General features: G+C 62.1%; 17 protein-coding genes. 5 read left to right on the top strand and 12 right to left on the bottom strand.

Annotated elements, in window-relative coordinates; all coding sequences use genetic code 11:
• Positions 1-11: 11 nt before the first annotated feature.
• Positions 12-2621, top strand: a complete 2610-nt coding sequence (gene acnB / locus AC0KXH_RS08445) for a bifunctional aconitate hydratase 2/2-methylisocitrate dehydratase (protein WP_061339298.1) — start codon at positions 12-14, stop codon at positions 2619-2621.
• A 223-nt stretch (positions 2622-2844) separates the two neighbouring features.
• Here the strand turns inward: acnB and AC0KXH_RS08440 are convergent, their stop codons facing one another.
• The 7 genes from AC0KXH_RS08440 to ppsA form a co-directional block, all read right to left on the bottom strand.
• Entirely contained in the window at positions 2845-3834 is a 990-nt protein-coding gene (locus tag AC0KXH_RS08440) for an OmpA family protein (protein WP_043219830.1), read from the bottom strand.
• A gap of 99 nt (positions 3835-3933) precedes the next feature.
• Entirely contained in the window at positions 3934-4524 is a 591-nt protein-coding gene (sigX, locus tag AC0KXH_RS08435) for an RNA polymerase sigma factor SigX (RefSeq protein ID WP_041105425.1), read from the bottom strand.
• A 78-nt stretch (positions 4525-4602) separates the two neighbouring features.
• Positions 4603-5427, bottom strand: coding sequence for a mechanosensitive ion channel family protein (locus AC0KXH_RS08430; RefSeq protein ID WP_041105424.1), 825 nt, complete (start codon positions 5425-5427; stop codon positions 4603-4605).
• 2 nt (positions 5428-5429) lie between these two features.
• Positions 5430-5672, bottom strand: a complete 243-nt coding sequence (locus AC0KXH_RS08425) for a hypothetical protein (RefSeq protein WP_041105423.1) — start codon at positions 5670-5672, stop codon at positions 5430-5432.
• Positions 5673-5726: 54 nt separating this feature from the next.
• The gene (locus AC0KXH_RS08420; protein ID WP_488224482.1) at positions 5727-6686 is read right to left on the bottom strand and encodes a zinc transporter ZntB; all 960 of its coding nucleotides are present in this window, start codon (positions 6684-6686) and stop codon (positions 5727-5729) included.
• Positions 6687-6778: 92 nt separating this feature from the next.
• On the bottom strand, positions 6779-7267 hold the full coding sequence (gene rraA, locus AC0KXH_RS08415) for a ribonuclease E activity regulator RraA (protein WP_041105421.1): 489 nt from the start codon (positions 7265-7267) through the stop codon (positions 6779-6781).
• 122 nt (positions 7268-7389) lie between these two features.
• The gene (ppsA, locus tag AC0KXH_RS08410) at positions 7390-9759 is read right to left on the bottom strand and encodes a phosphoenolpyruvate synthase (protein ID WP_041105420.1); all 2370 of its coding nucleotides are present in this window, start codon (positions 9757-9759) and stop codon (positions 7390-7392) included.
• 156 nt (positions 9760-9915) lie between these two features.
• Between ppsA and ppsR the strand changes: the two genes are divergently transcribed.
• The gene (gene ppsR, locus AC0KXH_RS08405) at positions 9916-10734 is read left to right on the top strand and encodes a posphoenolpyruvate synthetase regulatory kinase/phosphorylase PpsR (protein ID WP_041105419.1); all 819 of its coding nucleotides are present in this window, start codon (positions 9916-9918) and stop codon (positions 10732-10734) included.
• Positions 10735-10804: 70 nt separating this feature from the next.
• On the opposite strand, the gene prpF is transcribed toward ppsR, so the two are convergent.
• The 5 genes from prpF to AC0KXH_RS08380 all read right to left on the bottom strand — a co-directional run bounded on the left by prpF (position 10805) and on the right by AC0KXH_RS08380 (position 17581).
• Positions 10805-11992 (bottom strand): 2-methylaconitate cis-trans isomerase PrpF, encoded by a 1188-nt coding sequence (prpF, locus tag AC0KXH_RS08400; RefSeq protein WP_061341259.1) that lies wholly within the window; start codon positions 11990-11992, stop codon positions 10805-10807.
• A gap of 101 nt (positions 11993-12093) precedes the next feature.
• On the bottom strand, positions 12094-14700 hold the full coding sequence (gene acnD / locus AC0KXH_RS08395) for a Fe/S-dependent 2-methylisocitrate dehydratase AcnD (RefSeq protein ID WP_488224481.1): 2607 nt from the start codon (positions 14698-14700) through the stop codon (positions 12094-12096).
• A gap of 78 nt (positions 14701-14778) precedes the next feature.
• Entirely contained in the window at positions 14779-15906 is a 1128-nt protein-coding gene (gene prpC, locus AC0KXH_RS08390) for a bifunctional 2-methylcitrate synthase/citrate synthase (RefSeq protein WP_043219818.1), read from the bottom strand.
• Positions 15907-15971: 65 nt separating this feature from the next.
• The gene (gene prpB, locus AC0KXH_RS08385; RefSeq protein WP_041105413.1) at positions 15972-16859 is read right to left on the bottom strand and encodes a methylisocitrate lyase; all 888 of its coding nucleotides are present in this window, start codon (positions 16857-16859) and stop codon (positions 15972-15974) included.
• Positions 16856-17581: a GntR family transcriptional regulator gene (locus AC0KXH_RS08380; protein ID WP_043223023.1), complete on the bottom strand. Its 726-nt coding sequence runs from the start codon at positions 17579-17581 to the stop codon at positions 16856-16858. Before AC0KXH_RS08380 ends, prpB begins: the two co-directional genes overlap by 4 nt.
• Before the next feature lie 278 nt (positions 17582-17859).
• Between AC0KXH_RS08380 and rloA the strand changes: the two genes are divergently transcribed.
• The 3 genes from rloA to AC0KXH_RS08365 are packed head-to-tail and all read left to right on the top strand — an operon-like array spanning position 17860 to position 20912.
• The gene (gene rloA / locus AC0KXH_RS08375) at positions 17860-18396 is read left to right on the top strand and encodes a retropepsin-like aspartic peptidase RloA (protein ID WP_488224480.1); all 537 of its coding nucleotides are present in this window, start codon (positions 17860-17862) and stop codon (positions 18394-18396) included.
• 5 nt (positions 18397-18401) lie between these two features.
• Positions 18402-19925: an osmotic stress tolerance membrane protein RloB gene (rloB, locus tag AC0KXH_RS08370; RefSeq protein WP_041105411.1), complete on the top strand. Its 1524-nt coding sequence runs from the start codon at positions 18402-18404 to the stop codon at positions 19923-19925.
• A gap of 3 nt (positions 19926-19928) precedes the next feature.
• The gene (locus tag AC0KXH_RS08365; protein ID WP_041105410.1) at positions 19929-20912 is read left to right on the top strand and encodes an alpha-L-glutamate ligase-like protein; all 984 of its coding nucleotides are present in this window, start codon (positions 19929-19931) and stop codon (positions 20910-20912) included.
• Positions 20913-20944: the final 32 nt, after the last annotated feature.

Here is a 20944-nt window from a genome sequence, read left to right as displayed (position 1 = left end):
GGGTAAAAACTGTGCTTGAAGCCTATCGCAAACACGTAGAAGAGCGTGCCGCCCAGGGCGTCGTGCCCCAGCCGCTGAATGCCGAGCAAACCGCTGGCCTGGTCGAGCTGCTGAAGAACCCGCCCGCCGGCGAAGAAGATTTCCTGGTCGACCTGATCACCAACCGCGTCCCCGCTGGCGTTGACGAAGCCGCCTACGTCAAGGCCGGCTTCCTGACCGCTGTCGCCAAGGGCGAAGCCAGCTCCCCGCTGATCTCCAAGCAGCGCGCCGTCGAACTGCTCGGCACCATGCAGGGCGGCTACAACATCGCCACGCTGGTCGAGCTGCTAGACAACGCAGAACTCGCCAATACCGCTGCAGAGCAGCTCAAGCACACGCTGCTGATGTTCGACGCGTTCCACGATGTGGCCGAGCGCGCCAAGAGCGGTAACGAAGCCGCCAAGGCCGTCATGCAATCCTGGGCCGAAGGCGAGTGGTTCCTGGCCAAGCCGGCCGTTCCGGAAAAAGTCACCCTGACCGTGTTCAAGGTTCCGGGCGAAACCAATACCGATGACCTGTCCCCCGCTCCGGACGCCTGGTCGCGCCCCGATATCCCGCTGCACGCCCTGGCGATGCTGAAGATGGCCCGCGACGGCATCGAGCCGGTCCAGCCAGGCGTCGTCGGCCCGCTGAAGCAGATCGAAGAAGTCAAGGCCAAGGGTTTCCCGGTTGCCTACGTCGGTGACGTGGTCGGTACCGGCTCTTCCCGGAAGTCCGCTACCAACTCGGTGCTGTGGTTCTTCGGCGACGACATCCCCTATGTACCGAACAAGCGTGCCGGTGGTTTCTGCTTCGGCACCAAGATCGCCCCGATCTTCTACAACACCATGGAAGACGCCGGCGCCCTGCCGATCGAGTTCGACTGCACCAACCTGGCCATGGGCGATGTCATCGACGTTTACCCGCTCAAGGGCGAAGTGCGCCGCCACGACAATGACGAGCTGGTCACCACTTTCCAGCTGAAGACCGACGTCCTGCTGGACGAAGTCCGCGCTGGCGGCCGTATCCCACTGATCATCGGCCGTGGCCTGACCGAGAAAGCCCGCGCTGAACTCGGCCTGGCACCCTCGACCCTGTTCAAGAAGCCAGTCGCTCCGGCTGACAGCGGCAAGGGCTTCTCCCTTGCCCAGAAGATGGTCGGTCGCGCCTGCGGCCTGCCGGAAGGCCAAGGCGTACGTCCGGGCACTTACTGCGAGCCGAAGATGACCACCGTCGGCTCCCAGGACACCACGGGCCCGATGACCCGCGACGAGCTGAAGGACCTGGCTTGCCTGGGCTTCTCCGCCGACCTGGTGATGCAGTCCTTCTGCCACACCGCGGCCTATCCGAAGCCGATCGACGTCAACACCCACCACACCCTGCCCGATTTCATCATGAACCGCAGCGGCGTATCCCTGCGTCCGGGCGACGGCATCATCCACAGCTGGCTGAACCGCATGCTGCTGCCGGATACCGTGGGTACCGGTGGTGACTCGCACACCCGCTTCCCGATCGGCATCTCCTTCCCGGCTGGCTCGGGCCTGGTAGCCTTCGCCGCTGCCACTGGGGTCATGCCGCTGGACATGCCGGAATCCGTGCTGGTGCGTTTCAAGGGCCAGATGCAGCCGGGTATCACTCTGCGTGACCTGGTCCATGCCATCCCCTACTACGCCATCCAGCAGGGGCTGCTGACCGTTGAGAAGAAGGGCAAGAAGAACATCTTCTCCGGCCGCATTCTCGAGATCGAAGGCCTGAACAACCTGACCGTCGAGCAGGCATTCGAGTTGTCCGACGCCTCCGCCGAGCGCTCCGCCGCTGGCTGCACCATCAAACTGCCGGAAGAGTCGATCGCCGAGTACCTGCGCTCGAACATCACCATGCTGCGCTGGATGATCAGCGAAGGCTATGGCGACGCACGCACCCTGGAGCGCCGCGCTCAGGCCATGGAAGCCTGGCTGGCCAAGCCGGAGCTGCTGTCCGCCGACGCCGACGCCGAGTATGCCGCGGTAATCGAAATCGACCTGGCCGAAGTCAAGGAGCCGATCCTCTGCGCGCCGAACGATCCGGACGACGCACGCCTGCTGTCGACTGTTGCTGGCGACAAGATCGATGAAGTGTTCATCGGCTCGTGCATGACCAACATCGGCCACTTCCGCGCTGCCGGTAAGCTGCTGGACAAGGTCAAGGGCGGCATTCCGACTCGCCTGTGGCTGGCTCCGCCGACCAAGATGGACCAGCATCAGCTCGTCGAGGAAGGCTATTACGGCATCTACGGCAAGGCCGGCGCACGCATGGAAATGCCGGGCTGCTCGCTGTGCATGGGTAACCAGGCCCGCGTACAGACCGGTGCAACCGTTGTGTCGACTTCGACTCGTAACTTCCCGAACCGCCTGGGCGACGCGACCAACGTCTACCTGGCTTCGGCCGAGCTGGCGGCTGTCGCGTCGATCATCGGTAAGCTGCCGACCGTCGAGGAGTACATGGAGTACGCGAAGAATATCGACAGCATGGCTGCCGACATCTATCGCTACCTGTCCTTCGACCAGATCGCCGAGTTCCGCGAAGCTGCAGAGAAGGCGAAGATCGCCGTTGTAGAAGTCTGAGGTAATTGCCCTGCACTAGCAGGGCGATCCACCTGAGTGATAAGCCCTGCGTAGGAAATCCTGCCGCAGGGCTTTTTTTCGTCTATCGACAGCGCCGACAGCGGCCGCGCGCCGCGAAAACCAAATGGCAGATTGCAGATACGAAAATGCCCGTATCCGAGGATACGGGCATTGTTCTGGGCTGCTGCCTGGCAGGGAGCCAGGCGCTAGCGAGGGTCAGTCCTTACTGGACCTGGGCCTCGACTTCAGCCTCGACGCGACGGTTGATCTGACGGCCTTCCTCGGTGGAGTTGTCGGCAACCGGACGGGACTCGCCGTAACCGACGGAATCTACACGATTGCCTTCCACGCCGTACTGGTTGACCAGCACTTCACGCACCGCCTGAGCACGACGCTCGGACAGACGCTGGTTGTACTGATCAGTACCGACCGAGTCGGTGTGACCTTCAACAGTGGTGGAAGTCTGCGGATACTGCTGCATGAAATCGGCGAGGTTCTTGATGTCGGCGTAGCTTTCTTCACGCACGCGCGACTTGTCGAAATCAAACTTCACGTCCAGCTCGACGCGCACCACTTCCGGCTCGGGTTCCGGCTCGGTATCTACGATCGGGGCCGGAGCCGGCTCCGGCGTCGGCTCCACGGCCGCTACCTGTTGACGCGCACCACCACCGAAGTTCAGGCCGACACCCACACCAGCCATCCACTCGCTGTCGCCGGCATCGATATTGTGCATACCGTCGACGCTTGCCTTGGCGAACAAATTCTCGGTGAAGTAGTACTTCAGGCCGGCACCGACGTTGGCGAAGGTGCTGTGGTCACGACCGCTGCGAGCGGCCTGGCCGATGCTCTGGTGAGCCATGCCAGCCGACACGTAGGGACGCAGACCTACGCCCGGCTGACCGAAGTGATAGGTGGCATCGAGCGAAGTCAGGTTGCCCTTGATGTCCTTGTGGCTACCGTTGACCGGCTCATCGGAGGTCAGGTCGTGATATTCGCCATAGGACAGCCCCAGCGAAACGTCATCGGTGAGGAAGTAACTAACGCCCGCACCGTACAGCTCGCCCTCGTCCTCGAAGTCGCGCGAGCTGTCGGAGAAATAGTGCTTGCCAAAACCTTCCACTTCGACCGCGCCCTGACCCTGGGCAAGCGCATTGAAAGAGGTGGCGGCTACGATCGAGCCAATGACTACGCCCAAGGTGTTTTTCAATTTCATCCGTAAATCCCCATCTGGTGGTTAGCGTCAGAACAATCTAAGGAGACCGGCTGTCATATACCCAAGCTGTTCGCTAGTGAATAAGACAGCAAAAAAAGGCTAAGTTTCGGGAGAGTCTGAAAAATTCTGCCGCAACTTATCCAATGCGCGCTTATAGCGCATCTTCGTTGCGCTCAGCCCCATATGCATGATGTCGGCGATTTCCTGGAACTCGAGTTCGGCAACGAAGCGCAGAACCAGGATTTCGCGATCTATGGGATTGACGTGGACAAGCCATCGATCGAGGCCGCCCTTTTCCTCGAGTTTGGGCGCCTTTTCCTCAGACGCCTCCTCGATCGGGTCAAGACTGAGCGCATCGAGCAAGCGCCGCTTGCGTCGTTCCTTACGGTATTGGGTAATACACTCGTTGTAAGTGATGCTATAAAGCCATGTCTTGAATTTCGATTTACCTTCGAAAGTCTTCAGCCCATAAAGCACTTTGAGCATCACTTCCTGACAGACGTCGTCGGCATCTCGATCATTTCCCAGATAACGCGCGCAGACATTGAACAGCGTCCGCTGATACCGGCGCATCAACTCTTCGTACGCGCGCGTTATATGAAACAGCTCAACGCGCGCGCGCTCGACCAACTCTTCATCGGTGAGCTCGCGCGGGTTATAGCGTGTGGCTGTCGTATGGGTTTTAGTCAAGACACTTCGAGCCGGCAGTCCGCCAGGGTCGCCAATCGGGTGCAGGAAAATGGCGACATATTCTACCAGAGAACCGTGTCAGCGACTGCCTACTCGCTGCTCCAGCAAGGTTCGATTGGGAATCGAGGCCAGCTCGCCATCATCGAGCAAGACCAGCGTCTTGACCGTACCGATCTCTTCGATTTCGCCCTCCAGTTCGGCAAGGCGGATCCGCTGCCCCACCTCGTAAAGCTCACGAACATAGATGCCAGCGAGTATCTGCCCCACCAGCTCGCGGCTGCCCAGGCCGAGCGCTAGCGCAACCGCCAGCCCCACGGTGATCAAGACGATAGCGATGACGTAGTTGAGCAGCTCGGTCTTGACCTCCAGCTGACCGATCGCGACGGAGATGCCGATGATGATCACCAACCCCTGTGCGATTCGAGCCAGACCATGCGCGTAGTCCAGGCCGACCCCTTCAGCAGCCCCTCGAACCAGACCGCTGACCAGCTGCGCGAGGAGCATGCCGACCAGAAGAATCAGCGCTGCGCCCAACACCTTGGGCACATAGAGCGCCAGAACGTCGAGTGTTGCAGAGACCCGCTCCAGGCCGAGTGATTCGGCAGCCGAGACGAGGAAGATGAGCAGCACGAACCAGTAGACGATCTTGCCGACCAGCGTCGAGACCGGCACGCGGATGCCGGCGCGCCCCAGCAGCTTGGTCAGGCCCGTACCGGCCATAAGGCGGTCAAGGCCTATCTTCGCCAGCACCTTGGAAAGCAGGGTATCGAGCAGCTTGGCGACCACGAAACCCAGCAGCACGACCACCAGGGCGCCAAACAGGCGTGGAATGAAGGCCGCGACCGAGCCCCAAAGGGAGCTCATGGCAGACAGCAGGCTTTGAGTCCAGGGATCGAATTCCATGATCAGTCGACCTTATCGAAAGAAGAACTGGGAGAACGCCGGCGGGTCACAGGCGCGACATTACCCGAGCCGCTGTTGATCGCGATCATCAGGGCTTGCAGGCAGTGGCCCAGCAGGCTGAAGAGATCCCCTGCGCCAACCTGCCGATTGGCGGTCTTGAGTACCCGGCCAAGACTGGCGTTCTCATCGTGAGCAGAAGATTGGTTGAGCAGGTCGCGCAGCGACTCTTCGAAGGGATCGCGCATGAACACCTCGCAGGATATGTCGGCTAGACGGCTGGCCTGCCACTTTGGTCACATTTACAGCCAGCGCAACCGCCGGAATACCCACCACTGGAACACGGCGATAAGGGCGATCACCCCGCAGGCGAAGGCGAACCCATAGGGATTCTCGGCTCCCGGCAGCCCCCCAACGTTGATGCCCAACAAGCCTGTCAGAAAGCTCATCGGCAAAAAGAAGCCGGTAATGATACCCAAAAGGTACATGGTCCGGTTCATTCGTTCGCTGAGGCGTCGCTGCTCGGCCTCGAGTACCAGGTTGACTCGCTCTCGCACCAGATCGAGTTCCTCGAGATAGCGCACCAGCCGGTTGCTCAGCTCGTTCCAGTAATCGGCATCGTCTTCGACGAACCAGCTCAGCCGGTTGCGCGCCAACTGTGCGTAGATTTCCCGCTGCGGCAGCAGAAAGCGCCGCAGCCCCGCCGCGCGACGGCGCAGCGAGAGCATGCTGTCATGCTCCGGTCGGTAACGCTCATCGAGTTCGAGCCGCTCTTCCTCGACGTCGACCAGTTCGGCGAACTCCTCGACCAGCCCATCGACGTGATCGGTCATCGCATCGGCGAGATAGACCAGCACCTCCGACGCGGTGCGTGGCCCGTGCCCTTCATCCAGCAGGCGAATCACCGCTTCGGTCGAGCGCAGCGGACGCAGACGCAGTGAAATGACCCGCTGCCGGTCGGCAAATATTCGCAGCGAGATCATGTCCTCGGGCGCTGCGTCGGGATTGAGGTTGACGCCACGCAAGAAGAGCAGCATCTGCTCGCCCGCCAGCGGCAGCAGTCGCGGCCGCGTGTTCTCCTCGAGCAGCACGTCACAGGCGAACTCGTTCAGCCCGCTGCGTTCGCGCAACCAGCGCTGCGCCTGCGGATGACTTCGATCCCAGTGCAGCCAGAGGCTTTCGCCCTCGGCCAAAGGCTCCGCAAGCTGGGAAAAGCCAATCGAGCGCGCGCCGCCACAACCATCGAGTACGAAAGCGTGCACCAAGCCTTGTGAATCGTCCTGCACCACCCGAGTTGCCCCCTAGATACAAAAAGCCCGGCGAAGCCGGGCCGATATCATGAACTGCCCGTCGCTCACTCGGGCATTTTCAGCGCTTCGGGCGAAACGATGATGCCGTTGTTATCGGCGTAGACATATTCGCCGGGGCGGAAAGTGACGCCGCAGAAGGTCACAGGCACGTTGAGGTCGCCGATGCCACGCTTGTCGGTCTTCATCGGATGGCTGGCCAGCGCTTGCACGCCGAGCTCGGTCTGCGCCAGCACGTCGACGTCGCGTACACAGCCGTAGATCACCAGGCCCTCCCAGCCGTTGCGGGCAGCCTTCTCGGCGAGCATGTCGCCTAGCAAGGCACGACGCAGCGAGCCACCGCCATCGACAACCAGCACCTTGCCAGTGCCGTCTACCTCGACCTGCTCCTTGACCAGCGAGTTGTCCTCGAAGCACTTGATGGTGACGATCTGGCCGCCGAACGAATCACGGCCGCCGAAGTTGCTGAAGATCGGCTCGACGACCTGGACGAGCTCCGGATAGGCATCGCATAGATCAGGGGTGACGTATTGCATGAAAAGCTCCTTTTGCGGGTAAAGCCCATGTCGGCTCGGGTACGGCTGGGGCCGTCACGCCTGCCGTACTCCACTCGCCCAGATAAAAAACAGGGCGGAAAAACCGCCCTGATGGATCACGCTCAGATATTGCCTTCGGCGAGGAAGAACCAGGTGTCGAGCACCGAATCCGGATTCAGCGAGACGCTTTCGATCCCCTGCTCCATCAGCCATTTGGCCAGGTCCGGATGATCGGATGGGCCCTGGCCGCAGATGCCGATGTACTTGCCGGCCTTGTTGCATGCCTGGATGGCGTTGGCCAGGAGCTTCTTGACGGCCGGATTACGCTCGTCGAACAAGTGCGCAATGATTCCCGAGTCACGATCCAGGCCAAGGGTCAGCTGGGTCATGTCGTTCGAGCCGATGGAGAAGCCGTCGAAATACTCGAGGAACTCGTCGGCCAGCAATGCGTTGGACGGCAGTTCGCACATCATGATCACGCGCAGGCCATTTTCGCCGCGCTTGAGGCCGTACTGAGCGAGCAGATCGACGACCTGGGAAGCCTCACCGAGGGTGCGCACGAAGGGCACCATCAGTTCGACGTTGGTCAGGCCCATCACGTCGCGGACCTTCTTCATCGCCCGGCACTCGAGCTCGAAGCAGTCGCGGAAGGAATCGCTGATGTAACGCGAAGCTCCGCGGAAACCGAGCATCGGGTTCTCTTCCTCGGGCTCGTAGAGCTTGCCACCGATCAGGTTGGCGTACTCGTTGGACTTGAAGTCCGACAGGCGCACGATGACCTTCTTCGGCCAGAACGCCGCGGCCAGGGTGCTGACGCCCTCGACCAGCTTCTCGACATAGAAGTCGACCGGATCGCCATAGCCGGCGATGCGCTTCTCGACGCTGTTCTTCACATCGGCCGGCAGGCCGTCGAAGTTCAGCAGGGCCTTGGGGTGCACGCCGATCATGCGGTTGATGATGAATTCCAGGCGCGCCAGGCCAACACCCTCGTTGGGCAGGTGCGCGAAGTCGAAGGCACGGTCCGGGTTACCGACGTTCATCATGATCTTGAACGGCAGATCCGGCATGGCGTCGATGGAGTTCTGGCGGATGTCGAAGCCCAGCTCGCCGTCGAAGATCAGGCCGGTGTCGCCCTCGGCGCAGGAAACGGTCACGCGCTGGCCGTCTTGCAGCAGCTCGGTGGCATTACCGCAGCCGACGACAGCCGGGATCCCCAGCTCACGAGCGATGATCGCTGCGTGGCAGGTACGTCCGCCGCGGTTGGTGACGATTGCGCTGGCGCGCTTCATCACCGGTTCCCAGTCCGGGTCGGTCATGTCGGAGACCAGCACGTCGCCCGGCTGGACCTTGTCCATCTCGCTGACATCGTGAATGACCTTCACCGGGCCGGCGCCGATGCGCTGACCGATGGCACGGCCTTCGACCAGTACGGTGCCCTTCTCCTTCAGCAGGTAACGTTCCATGACGTTGGCGCTGCTGCGGCTCTTCACGGTTTCCGGACGCGCCTGGACGATGTACAGCTTGCCGTCGTCACCGTCCTTGGCCCACTCGATGTCCATCGGGCGACCGTAGTGCTTTTCGATGATCATTGCCTGCTTGGCGAGGTTGGTGACCTCCTCGTCGGTCAGGCAGAAACGCGCGCGGTCGGCGGCGTCGACCTCGACGGTCTTGACCGATTTGCCGGCCTTGGCTTCATCGCCATAGACCATCTTGATCGCCTTGCTGCCGAGGTTGCGACGCAGGATCGCCGGACGACCGGCTTCCAGGGTCTGCTTGTGCACGTAGAACTCGTCCGGGTTGACGGCGCCCTGTACCACGGTCTCACCCAGGCCGTAGGCGCCGGTGACGAACACCACGTCACGGAAGCCCGATTCGGTGTCCAGCGTGAACATCACGCCGGCAGTGCCGGTTTCCGAACGCACCATGCGCTGCACGCCGGCGGACAACGCGACGAGCTTGTGGTCGAAGCCCTGGTGCACGCGGTAGGCGATGGCGCGGTCGTTGAACAGCGAGGCGAAGACTTCCTTTGCCGCGCGAATAACGTTGTCGACGCCACGGATGTTGAGGAACGTCTCCTGCTGGCCGGCAAAGGAGGCGTCCGGCAGGTCTTCGGCGGTGGCGGACGACCGCACGGCAACCGCCATGTTGTCATTGCCGTTGGCCATTTCGGCGAAGGCCTTGCGGATGTCCGCATCGAGCTGAGCGGGGAATTCAGCGTCCATGACCCACTGGCGGATCTGTGCACCGGCCTTGGCCAGTGCGTTTACGTCGTCGACGTCCAGCGAATCGAGCACTTCGTGGATACGGTCGTTCAGGCCGCTCTGCTCGAGAAAGTCACGATAGGCCTGGGCAGTGGTGGCGAAACCGCCCGGTACGCTGACCCCGGCACCGGCGAGGTTGCTGATCATCTCGCCCAGGGAGGCGTTCTTGCCCCCTACCCGCTCAACATCGTGATTGCCGAGCTTATCGAGGGAAACTACGTACTCTACCAAGGTGATCTCTCCACTTTGTGTTGAAAACCCAACCGGAACCACTCCGTGTGGCGGTGGCCTGGCCCTGCGAAATAAGTGACAATGCCCGCCAATCCAGCCCGCCAAAACGGGCCAATCATACAGCTGAGAACCGTTCCTGACTAAGGCCCTAGGTACATGAAACGAACCGCTTTCTTCATTTCCGACGGTACCGGTATCACAGCCGAAACGCTTGGCCAGAGTCTGTTGGCGCAGTTCGAGAACATCAGCTTCACCAAACTCACGCGCCCGTACATCGATACCGCGGAAAAAGCGCGGGCAATGGTACAGCAAATCAATAATGCAGCGGAAAAGGACGGCGCTCGGCCGATCATTTTCGACACGCTGGTCAACCAGGAAATCCGCGACATTCTGGCCGAATCCAATGGCTTCATGATCGACATTTTCTCGTCGTTCCTCGCTCCACTCGAGCACGAACTCATGTCGCGCTCGTCCTATTCGGTTGGCAAGTCCCACTCCATCAGTCACAACACCAACTACATGGAGCGCATCGAGGCGGTCAACTTCGCGCTCGACAACGATGACGGCGCCCGCACCCGCTACTACGACAAGGCCGACCTCATCCTGGTCGGTGTATCGCGCTGCGGCAAAACGCCTACCTGCCTGTACATGGCGATGCAGTATGGCATCCGCGCGGCCAACTACCCGCTGACCGAAGAAGACATGGAACGTCTTCAGTTGCCGACCGCGCTCAAGCAGTACAAGGACAAACTGTTCGGCCTGACCATCGACCCCGACCGCCTCGCCGCGATCCGCAACGAACGCAAGCCCAACAGCCGCTACGCCAGCTTCGCCCAGTGCGAGTTCGAGGTCCGCGAAGTCGAGAACCTGTTCCGCCGCGAGAACATCGCCTACATCAACTCCACACATTTCTCGGTCGAGGAAATCTCGGCAAAGATCCTGGTCGAGAAAGGCGTGGAGCGTCGCCTCAAATAATTGCCGCTTCGCTAGACAACAAAAAGTCCGCTTCGTGCGGACTTTTTGTTGTCTGACCCGGGGGGCGCGATCAGAAACTATCGCCCGGTACGCGCACGGCCCCTTCCATCAGGATGCGCGCACTACGGCTCATGATCGCCTTGGTCACGGTCCACTCACCGTTTACCTGTTTCGCCTCTGCACCGACCCGCAGCGTTCCCGACGGATGTCCGAAGCGCACCGACTCGCGCTCACCGCCGCCCGCGGCCAGGTTGACCAGCGTCCCGGGAACCGCCGCCGCGGTGCCGATCGCCACCGCGCAAGTCCCCATCATCGCGTGGTGCAGTTTGCCCATCGACAGCGCGCGTACGAGCAGGTCAACCTCGCCCGCCTCGATGGTCTTGCCGCTTGAAGCGCGATAGCTCTTGGGCGGCGAGACAAAGGCGACCTTCGGCGTGTGCTGGCGGGTCAGCGCTTCTTCGGCCGTCTTGATCAGCCCCATGCGCAACGCACCTGCCACACGAATCTGCTCGAAGCGCGCGAGCTGCGCCGGATCGCCATTGATGTCTTCACGCAGCTCGGTGCCCTGGTAGCCGATATCCTCGGCGTTGACGAACACCGTGGGAATGCCAGCAGTGATCATGGTTGCCTTGAAGGTGCCGATACCGGGCACTTCCAGTTCGTCGACCAGGTTGCCGGTGGGGAACATCGAGCCGCCCTCTTCGCCATCGTCCGACGGGTCGAGAAACTCCAGCACGATTTCGGCAGACGGAAAGGTCACGCCATCGAGTTCGAAGTCGCCGGTTTCCTGAACCTGGCCGTCAGTGATCGGCACGTGGGCAATGATGGTCTTGCCGATATTGGCCTGCCAGATGCGCACCACGCAGGTTCCGTTGTCGGGGATGCGCGCTGGGTCGACCAGCCCGGCGTGAATGGCGAAGGCTCCGGCTGCAGTGGACAGGTTGCCGCAATTGCCGCTCCAGTCGACGAACGGCTTGTCGATCGAAACCTGGCCGTAGAGGTATTCGACGTCATGTTCCGGTCGCTCGCTCTTGGACAGGATCACGCACTTGGAGGTCGACGAAGTGGCGCCACCCATGCCGTCGATCTGTGCGCCGTAGGGATCGGGGCTGCCGATCACTCGCATGAACAACCGGTCGCGGGCTTCACCCGGCACCTGACAGCGCTCGGGCAGATCGTGCAGGCGGAAGAACACGCCCTTACTGGTACCGCCACGCATGTAGGTGGCCGGAATCTTGGTCTGGGCTACGTGAGCCATGGGAACTTGCTCCTCATGAAGCCGCGCCGCCAGGGCGACACGGCAAGGAATGCGAATACCGACGCTCCGCCTGCCTCAGGCGGGCAGAGCGTCGATCGGGCTCAGGCCTGGCCGAGGAAGTCCTTGGCGAAGCGCTGCAGCACGCCGCCAGCCTGGTAAACGCTGACCTCGGCAGCGGTGTCGAGACGGCAGGTCACCGGCACGCGGGCTACCTCGCAATTCGTGCGATGGATGACCAAGGTCAAATCGCAGCGCGGCGACAGATCGCCCTCGATGTCGTAGGTCTCGGTACCGTCGAGGCCCAGCGTCAGGCGCGTAGTGCCCGGCTTGAACTCCACCGGCAGCACGCCCATACCGATCAGATTGGTACGGTGAATGCGCTCGAAGCCTTCGGCGACGATCACCTCCACGCCGGCCAGACGCACCCCCTTGGCCGCCCAGTCACGCGAGCTGCCCTGCCCATAATCGGCCCCGGCGACGATGATCAGGTTCTGCTTGCGATTCATGTAGGTTTCGATGGCTTCCCACATGCGCATCACCTGGCCTTCCGGCTCGATGCGCGCCAGCGAGCCCTGGATCACTTCGCCCGCCTCGTCGCGGCACATTTCATTGAGCAGCTTCGGGTTGGCGAACGTGGCACGTTGAGCGGTCAGGTGGTCGCCGCGGTGAGTGGCGTAGGAGTTGAAATCCTCCTCGGGCAGGCCCATCTTCGCCAGATACTCGCCCGCCGCCGAGTCCGGCAGGATCGCGTTGGATGGCGACAGGTGATCGGTGGTGATGTTGTCGCCCAGCACGGCCAGCGGGCGCATGCCCTTGAGCGTACGCTCGCCGGCCAGAGCACCTTCCCAGTACGGCGGTCGGCGAATGTAGGTGGACATCGGGCGCCAGTCGTACAGCGGGCTCTTGGCTTCCTCGACCGCGCCCAGATCGAACATCGGAATGTAGATCTGCTTGAACTGCTCCGGCTTCACGCTGGAGGCCACGATAGCGTCGATCTCCTCGTCGGACGGCCACAGGTCCTTGAGGGTGATCGGGTTGCCGTTGCGGTCGGTGCCCAGCACGTCCTGCTCGATATCGAAACGCACGGTGCCAGCGATGGCATAGGCGACCACCAGCGGCGGCGAGGCCAGGAAGGCCTGCTTGGCATACGGATGGATGCGGCCGTCGAAGTTGCGGTTGCCGGACAGCACCGCCGTGGCATACAGGTCACGGTCGATGATTTCCTGCTGGATCTTCGGATCCAGCGCGCCGGACATGCCGTTGCAGGTGGTGCAGGCGTAGGCGACGATGCCGAACCCGAGCTTTTCCAGCTCGGTCAGCAGGCCGGCTTCCTCCAGGTACAACTTGGCGACCTTGGAGCCCGGCGCAAACGACGTCTTGACCCAGGGTTTGCGTGCCAGCCCCAGCTCGTTGGCCTTCTTCGCCAGCAGGCCGGCGGCGACCACGTTGCGCGGGTTCGAGGTATTGGTGCAGCTGGTAATCGCGGCGATGATCACCGCGCCGTCCGGCAGCAGGCCCTCGGCCTCTTCGGCACGGGCAGCGGCCAGCTTGGCTTCGTCGGCGATGCCCCGCTCGTGCAGGGCAGAGGTCGGCAGGCGGCGGTGCGGGTTCGACGGGCCGGCCATGTTACGCACGACCGACGACAGATCGAATTCGAGCACACGCTCGTATTCGGCCGTCTCCAGCGCCGAAGCCCACAGCCCGGTCTGCTTGGTATACTGCTCGACCAGCGCCACCTGTTCCGGCTCGCGGCCGGTCAGCTTGAGGTAGTCGATGGTCTGGCCGTCGATGTAGAACATCGCCGCGGTGGCACCGTATTCGGGGCACATGTTGGAAATGGTCGCGCGATCGCCGATCGACAGGCTGTCAGCGCCTTCGCCGAAGAACTCGACGTAGGCACCCACCACGCGTTCCTTGCGCAGGAACTCGGTCAGGGCGAGCACGATGTCGGTGGCGGTGATACCGGGCTGACGCTTGCCGGTGAGCTTGACGCCGACGATATCAGGCAGGCGCATCATCGACGGATGACCGAGCATCACGGTTTCGGCTTCCAGACCGCCGACGCCAACGGCAATCACGCCCAGCGCATCCACGTGCGGGGTGTGGGAGTCGGTACCGACGCAGGTATCCGGGAATGCGACGCCGCCTCGCGCCTGGATCACCGGCGACATCTTCTCCAGGTTGATCTGGTGCATGATCCCGTTGCCGGCGGGAATCACGTCAACGTTCTTGAACGCGGTCTTGGTCCACTCGATGAAGTGGAAGCGATCTTCGTTGCGGCGATCCTCGATGGCGCGGTTCTTGGCGAACGCGTCCGGGTCGAAGCCCGCGGCTTCCACGGCCAGCGAGTGGTCGACGATCAGCTGGGTCGGTACTACCGGATTGACCTTGGACGGATCACCGCCCTGTTCGGCGATCGCATCGCGCAGGCCGGCCAGATCGACCAGTGCGGTCTGGCCAAGAATGTCGTGACAGACCACGCGCGCCGGATACCAGGGAAAGTCCAGGTCGCGCTTGCGCTCGATGATCTGCTTGAGCGAGTCGGTCAGCATGGCCGGATCGCAACGGCGCACCAGTTGCTCGGCCAGGACGCGCGAGGTGTAGGGCAAGGTGTCGTAGGCGCCGGGCTGGATATCCTCGACCGCCGCGCGGACATCGAAGTAATCCAGCTGGGTGCCGGGCAGGGATTTGCGATAGTCGGTGTTCATGCCGTTAGGGACTCGATCGAAAAATTTCGGGATTGACGGTAAAGCGCAGGAGCGCCGCAAAGGCGCTCCTGCGACTTATCAACGCTGAGCGAGCGGCACCACCTTGCGCTGCTCGACGCCGACGTACTCGGCGCTCGGGCGGATGATGCGGTTGTTGGCGCGCTGCTCGAACACATGGGCCGTCCAGCCGGTCACCCGCGAGCAGACGAAGATCGGGGTGAACAGCTTGGTCGGGATGCCCATGAAGTGGTAGGCCGAGGCATGGTAGAAGTCGGCGTTGGGGAACAGTTTCTTCTGCTCCCACATGGTTTCGTCGACTGCCACCGAAACCGGATAGAGCACAGTGTCGCCCACCTCGTCGGCCAACTTCTTGGCCCACACCTTGATGACCTCGTTGCGCGGATCGGACACCGAGTAGATCGCGTGGCCAAAGCCCATGATCTTGTCCTTGCGCGCCAGCATGCCGAGGATGCCTTCGCGGGCTTCCTCAGGGCTCTTCCACTGCTCGATCATGTCCATCGCCGCTTCGTTGGCGCCGCCGTGCAGCGGGCCACGCAGCGAGCCGATGGCGCCGGTCACGCAGGAGAACAGGTCCGACAGGGTCGAAGCGCAAACGCGCGCGGTGAAGGTGGAGGCGTTGAACTCGTGCTCGGCGTAGAGGATCAGCGAGACGTTCATCACCCGCACGTGGGTTTCGCTGGGCTTCTTGCCGTGCAGCAGCGCCAGGAAGTGGCCGCCGATGGTCTCCTCGTCGCTGGTGCAGCTGATGCGCACGCCTTCATGGCTGTAGCGGTACCAGTACACCATGATCGCCGGGAAGGCCCCGAGCAGACGGTCGGCCTTGTCGCGCTGCTGTTCGAAGCTCTCCTCCGGCTCGAGGTTACCGAGCATCGAGCAGCCGGTGCGCATGACGTCCATCGGATGGGCGCTGGCCGGGATGCGCTCGAGCACTTCCTTCAGCGCCTGCGGCAGGTCGCGCTGGGCCTGCAGTTTCTTCATATAGGCCGACAGTTGCTCCTTGTTCGGCAGCTCACCGTACAGCAGCAGGTAGGCGACTTCCTCGAACAGGCAGTGTTCGGCGAGCTCGCGCACGTCGTAGCCACGATAGGTCAGACCGGCCCCCTCCTTGCCGACGGTGGAAAGGGAGGTCTGGCCAGCGATCTGGCCGCGCAGGCCTGCACCGGTGAGTACTTTTGCTTCTGCCATTGCTACGTTCCTCATCTTGGATTTTTTGTAGGAATCTTGCTGGGTACTGCTCAGCGGGGTTCGGTTCAGCCTTTCTTCTGGGCGAACAGGGCGTCCAGATGCTGCTCGAAGGCGTGATAGTTGATGCGATCGTAGAGCTCCATGCGGGTCTGCATGGTATCGATCACGTTCTTCTGGGTTCCGTCGCGGCGCAGCGCGGTATAGACGTTCTCGGCCGCCTTGTTCATCGCGCGGAAGGCCGACAGCGGATAGAGCACCAGGGACACGTCGACGCTGGCCAGCTCTTCGGTGGTGTACAGCGGCGTTGCGCCGAACTCGGTGATATTGGCCAGAATCGGCGCCTTAACACGATCGGCGAAGGTCTTGTACATCGCCAGCTCGGTGATCGCCTCAGGGAAGATCATGTCGGCACCGGCCTCGATGCAGGCGGCCGCACGGTCCAGCGCCGCGTTCAGGCCTTCCACCGCCAGCGCGTCGGTCCGCGCCATGATCACGAAGCTGTCGTCGGTACGCGCATCGACCGCGGCCTTGATGCGGTCGACCATCTCCTGTTGCGAGACGATCTCCTTGTTCGGACGGTGGCCGCAGCGCTTGGCGCCGACCTGGTCCTCGATATGGATCGCCGCGGCGCCGAACTTGATCATCGACTTGACGGTGCGGGCCACGTTGAAGGCCGAGGAGCCGAAGCCGGTGTCGACATCGACCAGCAGCGGCAGGTCGCAGACGTCGGTGATCCGGCGCACATCGGTCAGCACGTCGTCCAGGCCGGTGATCCCCAGGTCCGGCAGCCCCAGCGAGCCCGCCGCGACACCACCACCGGAGAGGTAGATGGCCTTGAAGCCGGCACGCTTGGCCAGCAGCGCGTGGTTGGCATTGATCGCGCCGACTACCTGCAGCGGATGTTCACTGGCCACGGCGTCACGAAAGCGCTGGCCGGCAGTTGGAAGAGTCATGCGTTGCCCCTCTTTGATGGTGACTTGTGCTCTTGGGTCGCCTGGTAATGGCGTTCAATGTTGCGTTTGGAAGCTGCGATATGCCGACGCATCAGCAGCTCGGCCAGCTCGCCGTCGCGATCGGCGATGGCATCGAGAATCCTGTGATGCTCGGCAAAGGCCTGGTGCGGTCGGTTCGGCGTCGCCGAAAACTGGATGCGATACATGCGAACCAGCTGATAAAGCTCGTCGCACAGCAGCTTGGCCAGCGTTCGGTTGCCGCTGCCCTGGATGATCCGGTAATGGAAGTCGAAATCACCCTCCTGCTGGTAATAGCCCACTCCGGCCTGGAACGCCTCGTCGCGCTCGTGCGTACGCAGCACCGAACGCAGCTCGCCGATCTCCAGTTCGCTCATGCGCTCGGCCGCGAGACGACAGGCCATGCCTTCGAGCGACTCACGGATCTCGTAGAGTTCGATCAGCTCGGCATGGCTGAGCGAGACCACCCGCGCACCGACATGCGGAACACGAACCAGCAGCTTCTGGCCTTCGAGCCGGTGGATGGCCTCGCGCAACGGCCCGCGGCTGATGCCGTACGTCCTGGCGAGCTCCGGCTCGGAGATCTTGCTCCCCGGGGCGATTTCGCCTTTGACGATGGCCGCCTGAATTCGCCGGAAAACGTTTTCGGCCAGGGTGCCACTATCGGCGTCATAAGCAGGAGATGCAGCCACACTATCCAACATCATTGTCGACACTCAGGTTTTGCATGGCGCAAAATTAGACCCCATGAGAGGCAAGGTCAACCTTCTAGAGGAAGATTGTCGACAATTTGACTAAAGTCGTACGCCTGGACCTACTGCTTCCACAGCGCAGGCGAATGCCTTCGCGTGTGCATGTCGCACCCGCAAAACGCCATGCTAGAATGCCAGCCCTTCGCTGCCACGCGCCGCTTGGCGCTCGGCACAGCCAGGACCGACTTGCGGCCCCGTCACTCCAATTGCACCCGACCTGATCCGGACCTATGAGAGCCAACGCCTTCTTTCTTTCGCTCTGCCTGTTATCCATACCGATCGCCAGCCAAGCAGCGGAGACGGCGATCTATGGTCTGAACGAGAATGTGGAGATACCGGAATTCGGTCTCGAGATCGCAGCCAAGCTCGACACCGGCGCGCAGACGGCATCGCTCAGCGCTCGCGATATCGAGCGATTCAAGAAGGATGGCAAGACCTGGGTGCGCTTCTACCTGGGCCTGGACAGTGAACACATTCACCCGATCGAGCGTCCGCTGGTTCGGATCAGCAAGATCAAGCGTCGTGCCGGCGATTTCGATCCAGAGGAAGAAAAGACCTACACCGCGCGCCCTGTCATCGAGCTCGATGTCTGCATGGGACAGGTCCGCCGAACCATCGAAGTGAACCTCACGGACCGAAGCGCTTTCCAATACCCCATTCTGATTGGTTCCGATGCGCTTACCCGCTTCGGTGCACTGGTCGACCCGAGCCGTACCTACATTGCCGGCAAGCCCGGCTGCATCAACGAATCCGACGCTGACGAGTAATACCCATGCGCTCACTCACCCTGCATCTGAAAGTCCTGATCTTCGTGCTTGTCGCACTGGGTATTTCGATCACGGCTTACCAAATCTTCGTGCTCGGCATCCCCGTCACCGAAGACGAGACCGACGATCTGTGGAACATCGACGCCAAGGTCGAGTTCGTCGCCAGCCCGCGCGAGCCGGTCAAGCTGCAGATGTTCGTGCCGCCGCTGAACCAGGAGTTCGTCAGCCTCAACGAGAGCTTCATCTCCAACAACTACGGCGTCAGCGTCAACCGCGTCGACGGCAACCGCCGCGTCACCTGGTCGGCCCGCCGCGCCAGTGGCAAGCAGACCCTCTATTACCGCCTGGTGCTGACCAAGCGCTACAGCGGCGAGCAGACCAAGGCCACCGGCCCGATCTTCCGTGACAGCCTGCCGGTAGAGGGCGCCGAGAAGATTGCTGCCGAGGCACTGCTCTCGCCGATCCGCCAGCACTCGGCCGACGTCGAGACGTTCATCAGCGAAGCCATCAAACGTGTCAACAATGTCGAAGACGACAACGTCAAGCTGTTGCTCGGCGGCGACGCCAGCACGGCGAACAAGGCGAGCGTCATCGAACTGTTGCTGTCCATCGCCCACGTGCCGATGGAACGCGTCCACACCATTCGCCTGAGTGTGGAGCAACAGACGCCGGAACTCTGGCTGCGCAGCTTCAACGGTGACCGCTGGCTGTATTTCAACCCGGAAACCGGCGAGCAGGGCCTGCCCAAGGACCGCTTGGTCTGGTGGACCGGCAACGACCCGCTGATGAACCTCGAAGGCGGGCGTAACCCGCAGATCACCTTCACGCTGAACAACAGCGAGATGAACGCCATTCGCCTGGCCAAACTGACCGACGAAAACACCGACGCAGACTTCCTCGAATATTCGCTCTACGGCCTGCCGCTGCAGACGCAGCAGACCTACCAGATCATGATCATGATCCCGATTGGCGTGCTGGTGATCCTGATCCTGCGTAACCTCGGTGGCCTGCAGACGCTGGGCACCTTCACCCCGGTACTGATCGCCCTCGCCTTCCGCGAAACCCAGCTCGGCTTCGGCATCGTGCTGTTCACCATCATCACCGCACTGGGCCTGTCGCTGCGCTCGTACCTGGAGCATCTCAAGCTGCAGATGCTGCCGCGCCTGTCGGTCGTGCTGACCTTCGTCGTGGTACTGATCGCCGTGATCAGCCTGTTCAGCCACAAGCTCGGCCTGGAGCGTGGCCTATCGGTCGCACTGTTCCCGATGGTGATCCTGACCATGACCATCGAACGCCTGTCGATCACCTGGGAAGAGCGTGGCGGCGGCCATGCATTCAAGGTCGCCGTAGGTACCATCATCGCGGCGACGCTGGCCTACCTGCTGATGAGCCTGGAGCAGCTGACCTACTTCATCTTCACCTTCCCGGCGGTGCTGCTGATCATGGTGGGCTTCATGCTGGCGATGGGTCGCTATCGCGGCTACCGCCTGACCGAACTGTTCCGCTTCAAAGCCTTCCTGAAGGATTGAGCCATGTTCGGTCTGATCAAGACGTGGAAGGCCCTGTCTGCCAAGGGCATCATGGGCATCAACCGCCGCAACGCGGACTACGTGCTCAAGTACAACAAGCGCAGCCTGTACCCGATCGTCGATGACAAGATCATCACCAAGCAGCGTGCGATCGAGGCCGGCATCCATGTTCCGGAGATGTACGGGATCATCGAGACCGAGAAGGACATCGACAAGCTCAAGGACATCGTCAAGGACCACACCGATTTCGTCGTCAAGCCGGCCCAGGGTGCCGGCGGCGACGGCATCCTGGTGATCGCCGACCGCTTCGAGGGTCGCTACAAGACCGTTTCGGGCAAGATCCTGTCGCACGACGAAATCGAGCATCAGATCTCCAACATCCTCACCGGCCTCTACTCGCTGGGCGGGCACCGCGACCGCGCGCTTATCGAATATCGCGTCACCCCGGACCCGATCTTCAAGAGCATCAGCTACGAAGGCGTACCGGACATTCGCATCATCGTGCTGATGGGCTATCCGGTGATGGCCATGCTGCGCCTGCCGACCCGGCAGTCCGGGGGCAAGGCCAACCTGCACCAGGGCGCGATCGGTGTCGGCGTGGACCTGGCCACCGGCATCACGCTGCGCGGCACCTGGCTGAACAACAAGATCACCAAGCATCCGGACACCACCAACGCGGTGGACGGCGTGCAGCTACCCAACTGGGACGGTTTCATGAAACTGGCTGCCGGTTGCTACGAGCTGTGCGGCCTTGGCTACATCGGTGTCGACATGGTGCTCGATGTCGACAAGGGCCCGTTGATTCTCGAACTCAACGCTCGCCCGGGCCTGAACATCCAGATCGCCAATGACTGCGGCCTCACGCACCGCGCGCAGGCTGTGGAAGCGCGCGTCGCGGAGCTGAAGGAAAAGGGCATCCAGGAAACGCCGGAAGAGCGGGTACGCTTCTCGCAAGAACTGTTCGGCCACGTGCCGCAGCGCGATTGATCGCTGGCCGGGCCGCCGAGGCCCGGTCCAGG

The sequence above is a fragment of the Stutzerimonas sp. CXK-1 genome, from assembly GCF_057738225.1.
The sequence above is the reverse complement of the archived record's forward strand: the minus strand, read 5'-3'. Positions and strand labels throughout refer to the sequence as shown.

Excerpts from the sequence above, each read along its gene's own strand:
- AC0KXH_RS08440 (WP_043219830.1), bottom strand. The coding sequence starts at position 3,834 with ATGAAATTGAAAAACACCTTGGGCGTAGTCATTGGCTCGATCGTAGCC.
- AC0KXH_RS08430 (WP_041105424.1), bottom strand. The coding sequence starts at position 5,427 with ATGGAATTCGATCCCTGGACTCAAAGCCTGCTGTCTGCCATGAGCTCC.
- AC0KXH_RS08425 (WP_041105423.1), bottom strand. The coding sequence starts at position 5,672 with ATGCGCGATCCCTTCGAAGAGTCGCTGCGCGACCTGCTCAACCAATCT.
- rraA (WP_041105421.1), bottom strand. The coding sequence starts at position 7,267 with ATGCAATACGTCACCCCTGATCTATGCGATGCCTATCCGGAGCTCGTC.
- ppsR (WP_041105419.1), top strand. The coding sequence starts at position 9,916 with ATGAAACGAACCGCTTTCTTCATTTCCGACGGTACCGGTATCACAGCC.
- prpF (WP_061341259.1), bottom strand. The coding sequence starts at position 11,992 with ATGGCTCACGTAGCCCAGACCAAGATTCCGGCCACCTACATGCGTGGC.
- acnD (WP_488224481.1), bottom strand. The coding sequence starts at position 14,700 with ATGAACACCGACTATCGCAAATCCCTGCCCGGCACCCAGCTGGATTAC.
- prpC (WP_043219818.1), bottom strand. The coding sequence starts at position 15,906 with ATGGCAGAAGCAAAAGTACTCACCGGTGCAGGCCTGCGCGGCCAGATC.
- prpB (WP_041105413.1), bottom strand. The coding sequence starts at position 16,859 with ATGACTCTTCCAACTGCCGGCCAGCGCTTTCGTGACGCCGTGGCCAGT.
- AC0KXH_RS08380 (WP_043223023.1), bottom strand. The coding sequence starts at position 17,581 with ATGTTGGATAGTGTGGCTGCATCTCCTGCTTATGACGCCGATAGTGGC.
- rloA (WP_488224480.1), top strand. The coding sequence starts at position 17,860 with ATGAGAGCCAACGCCTTCTTTCTTTCGCTCTGCCTGTTATCCATACCG.
- rloB (WP_041105411.1), top strand. The coding sequence starts at position 18,402 with ATGCGCTCACTCACCCTGCATCTGAAAGTCCTGATCTTCGTGCTTGTC.
- AC0KXH_RS08365 (WP_041105410.1), top strand. The coding sequence starts at position 19,929 with ATGTTCGGTCTGATCAAGACGTGGAAGGCCCTGTCTGCCAAGGGCATC.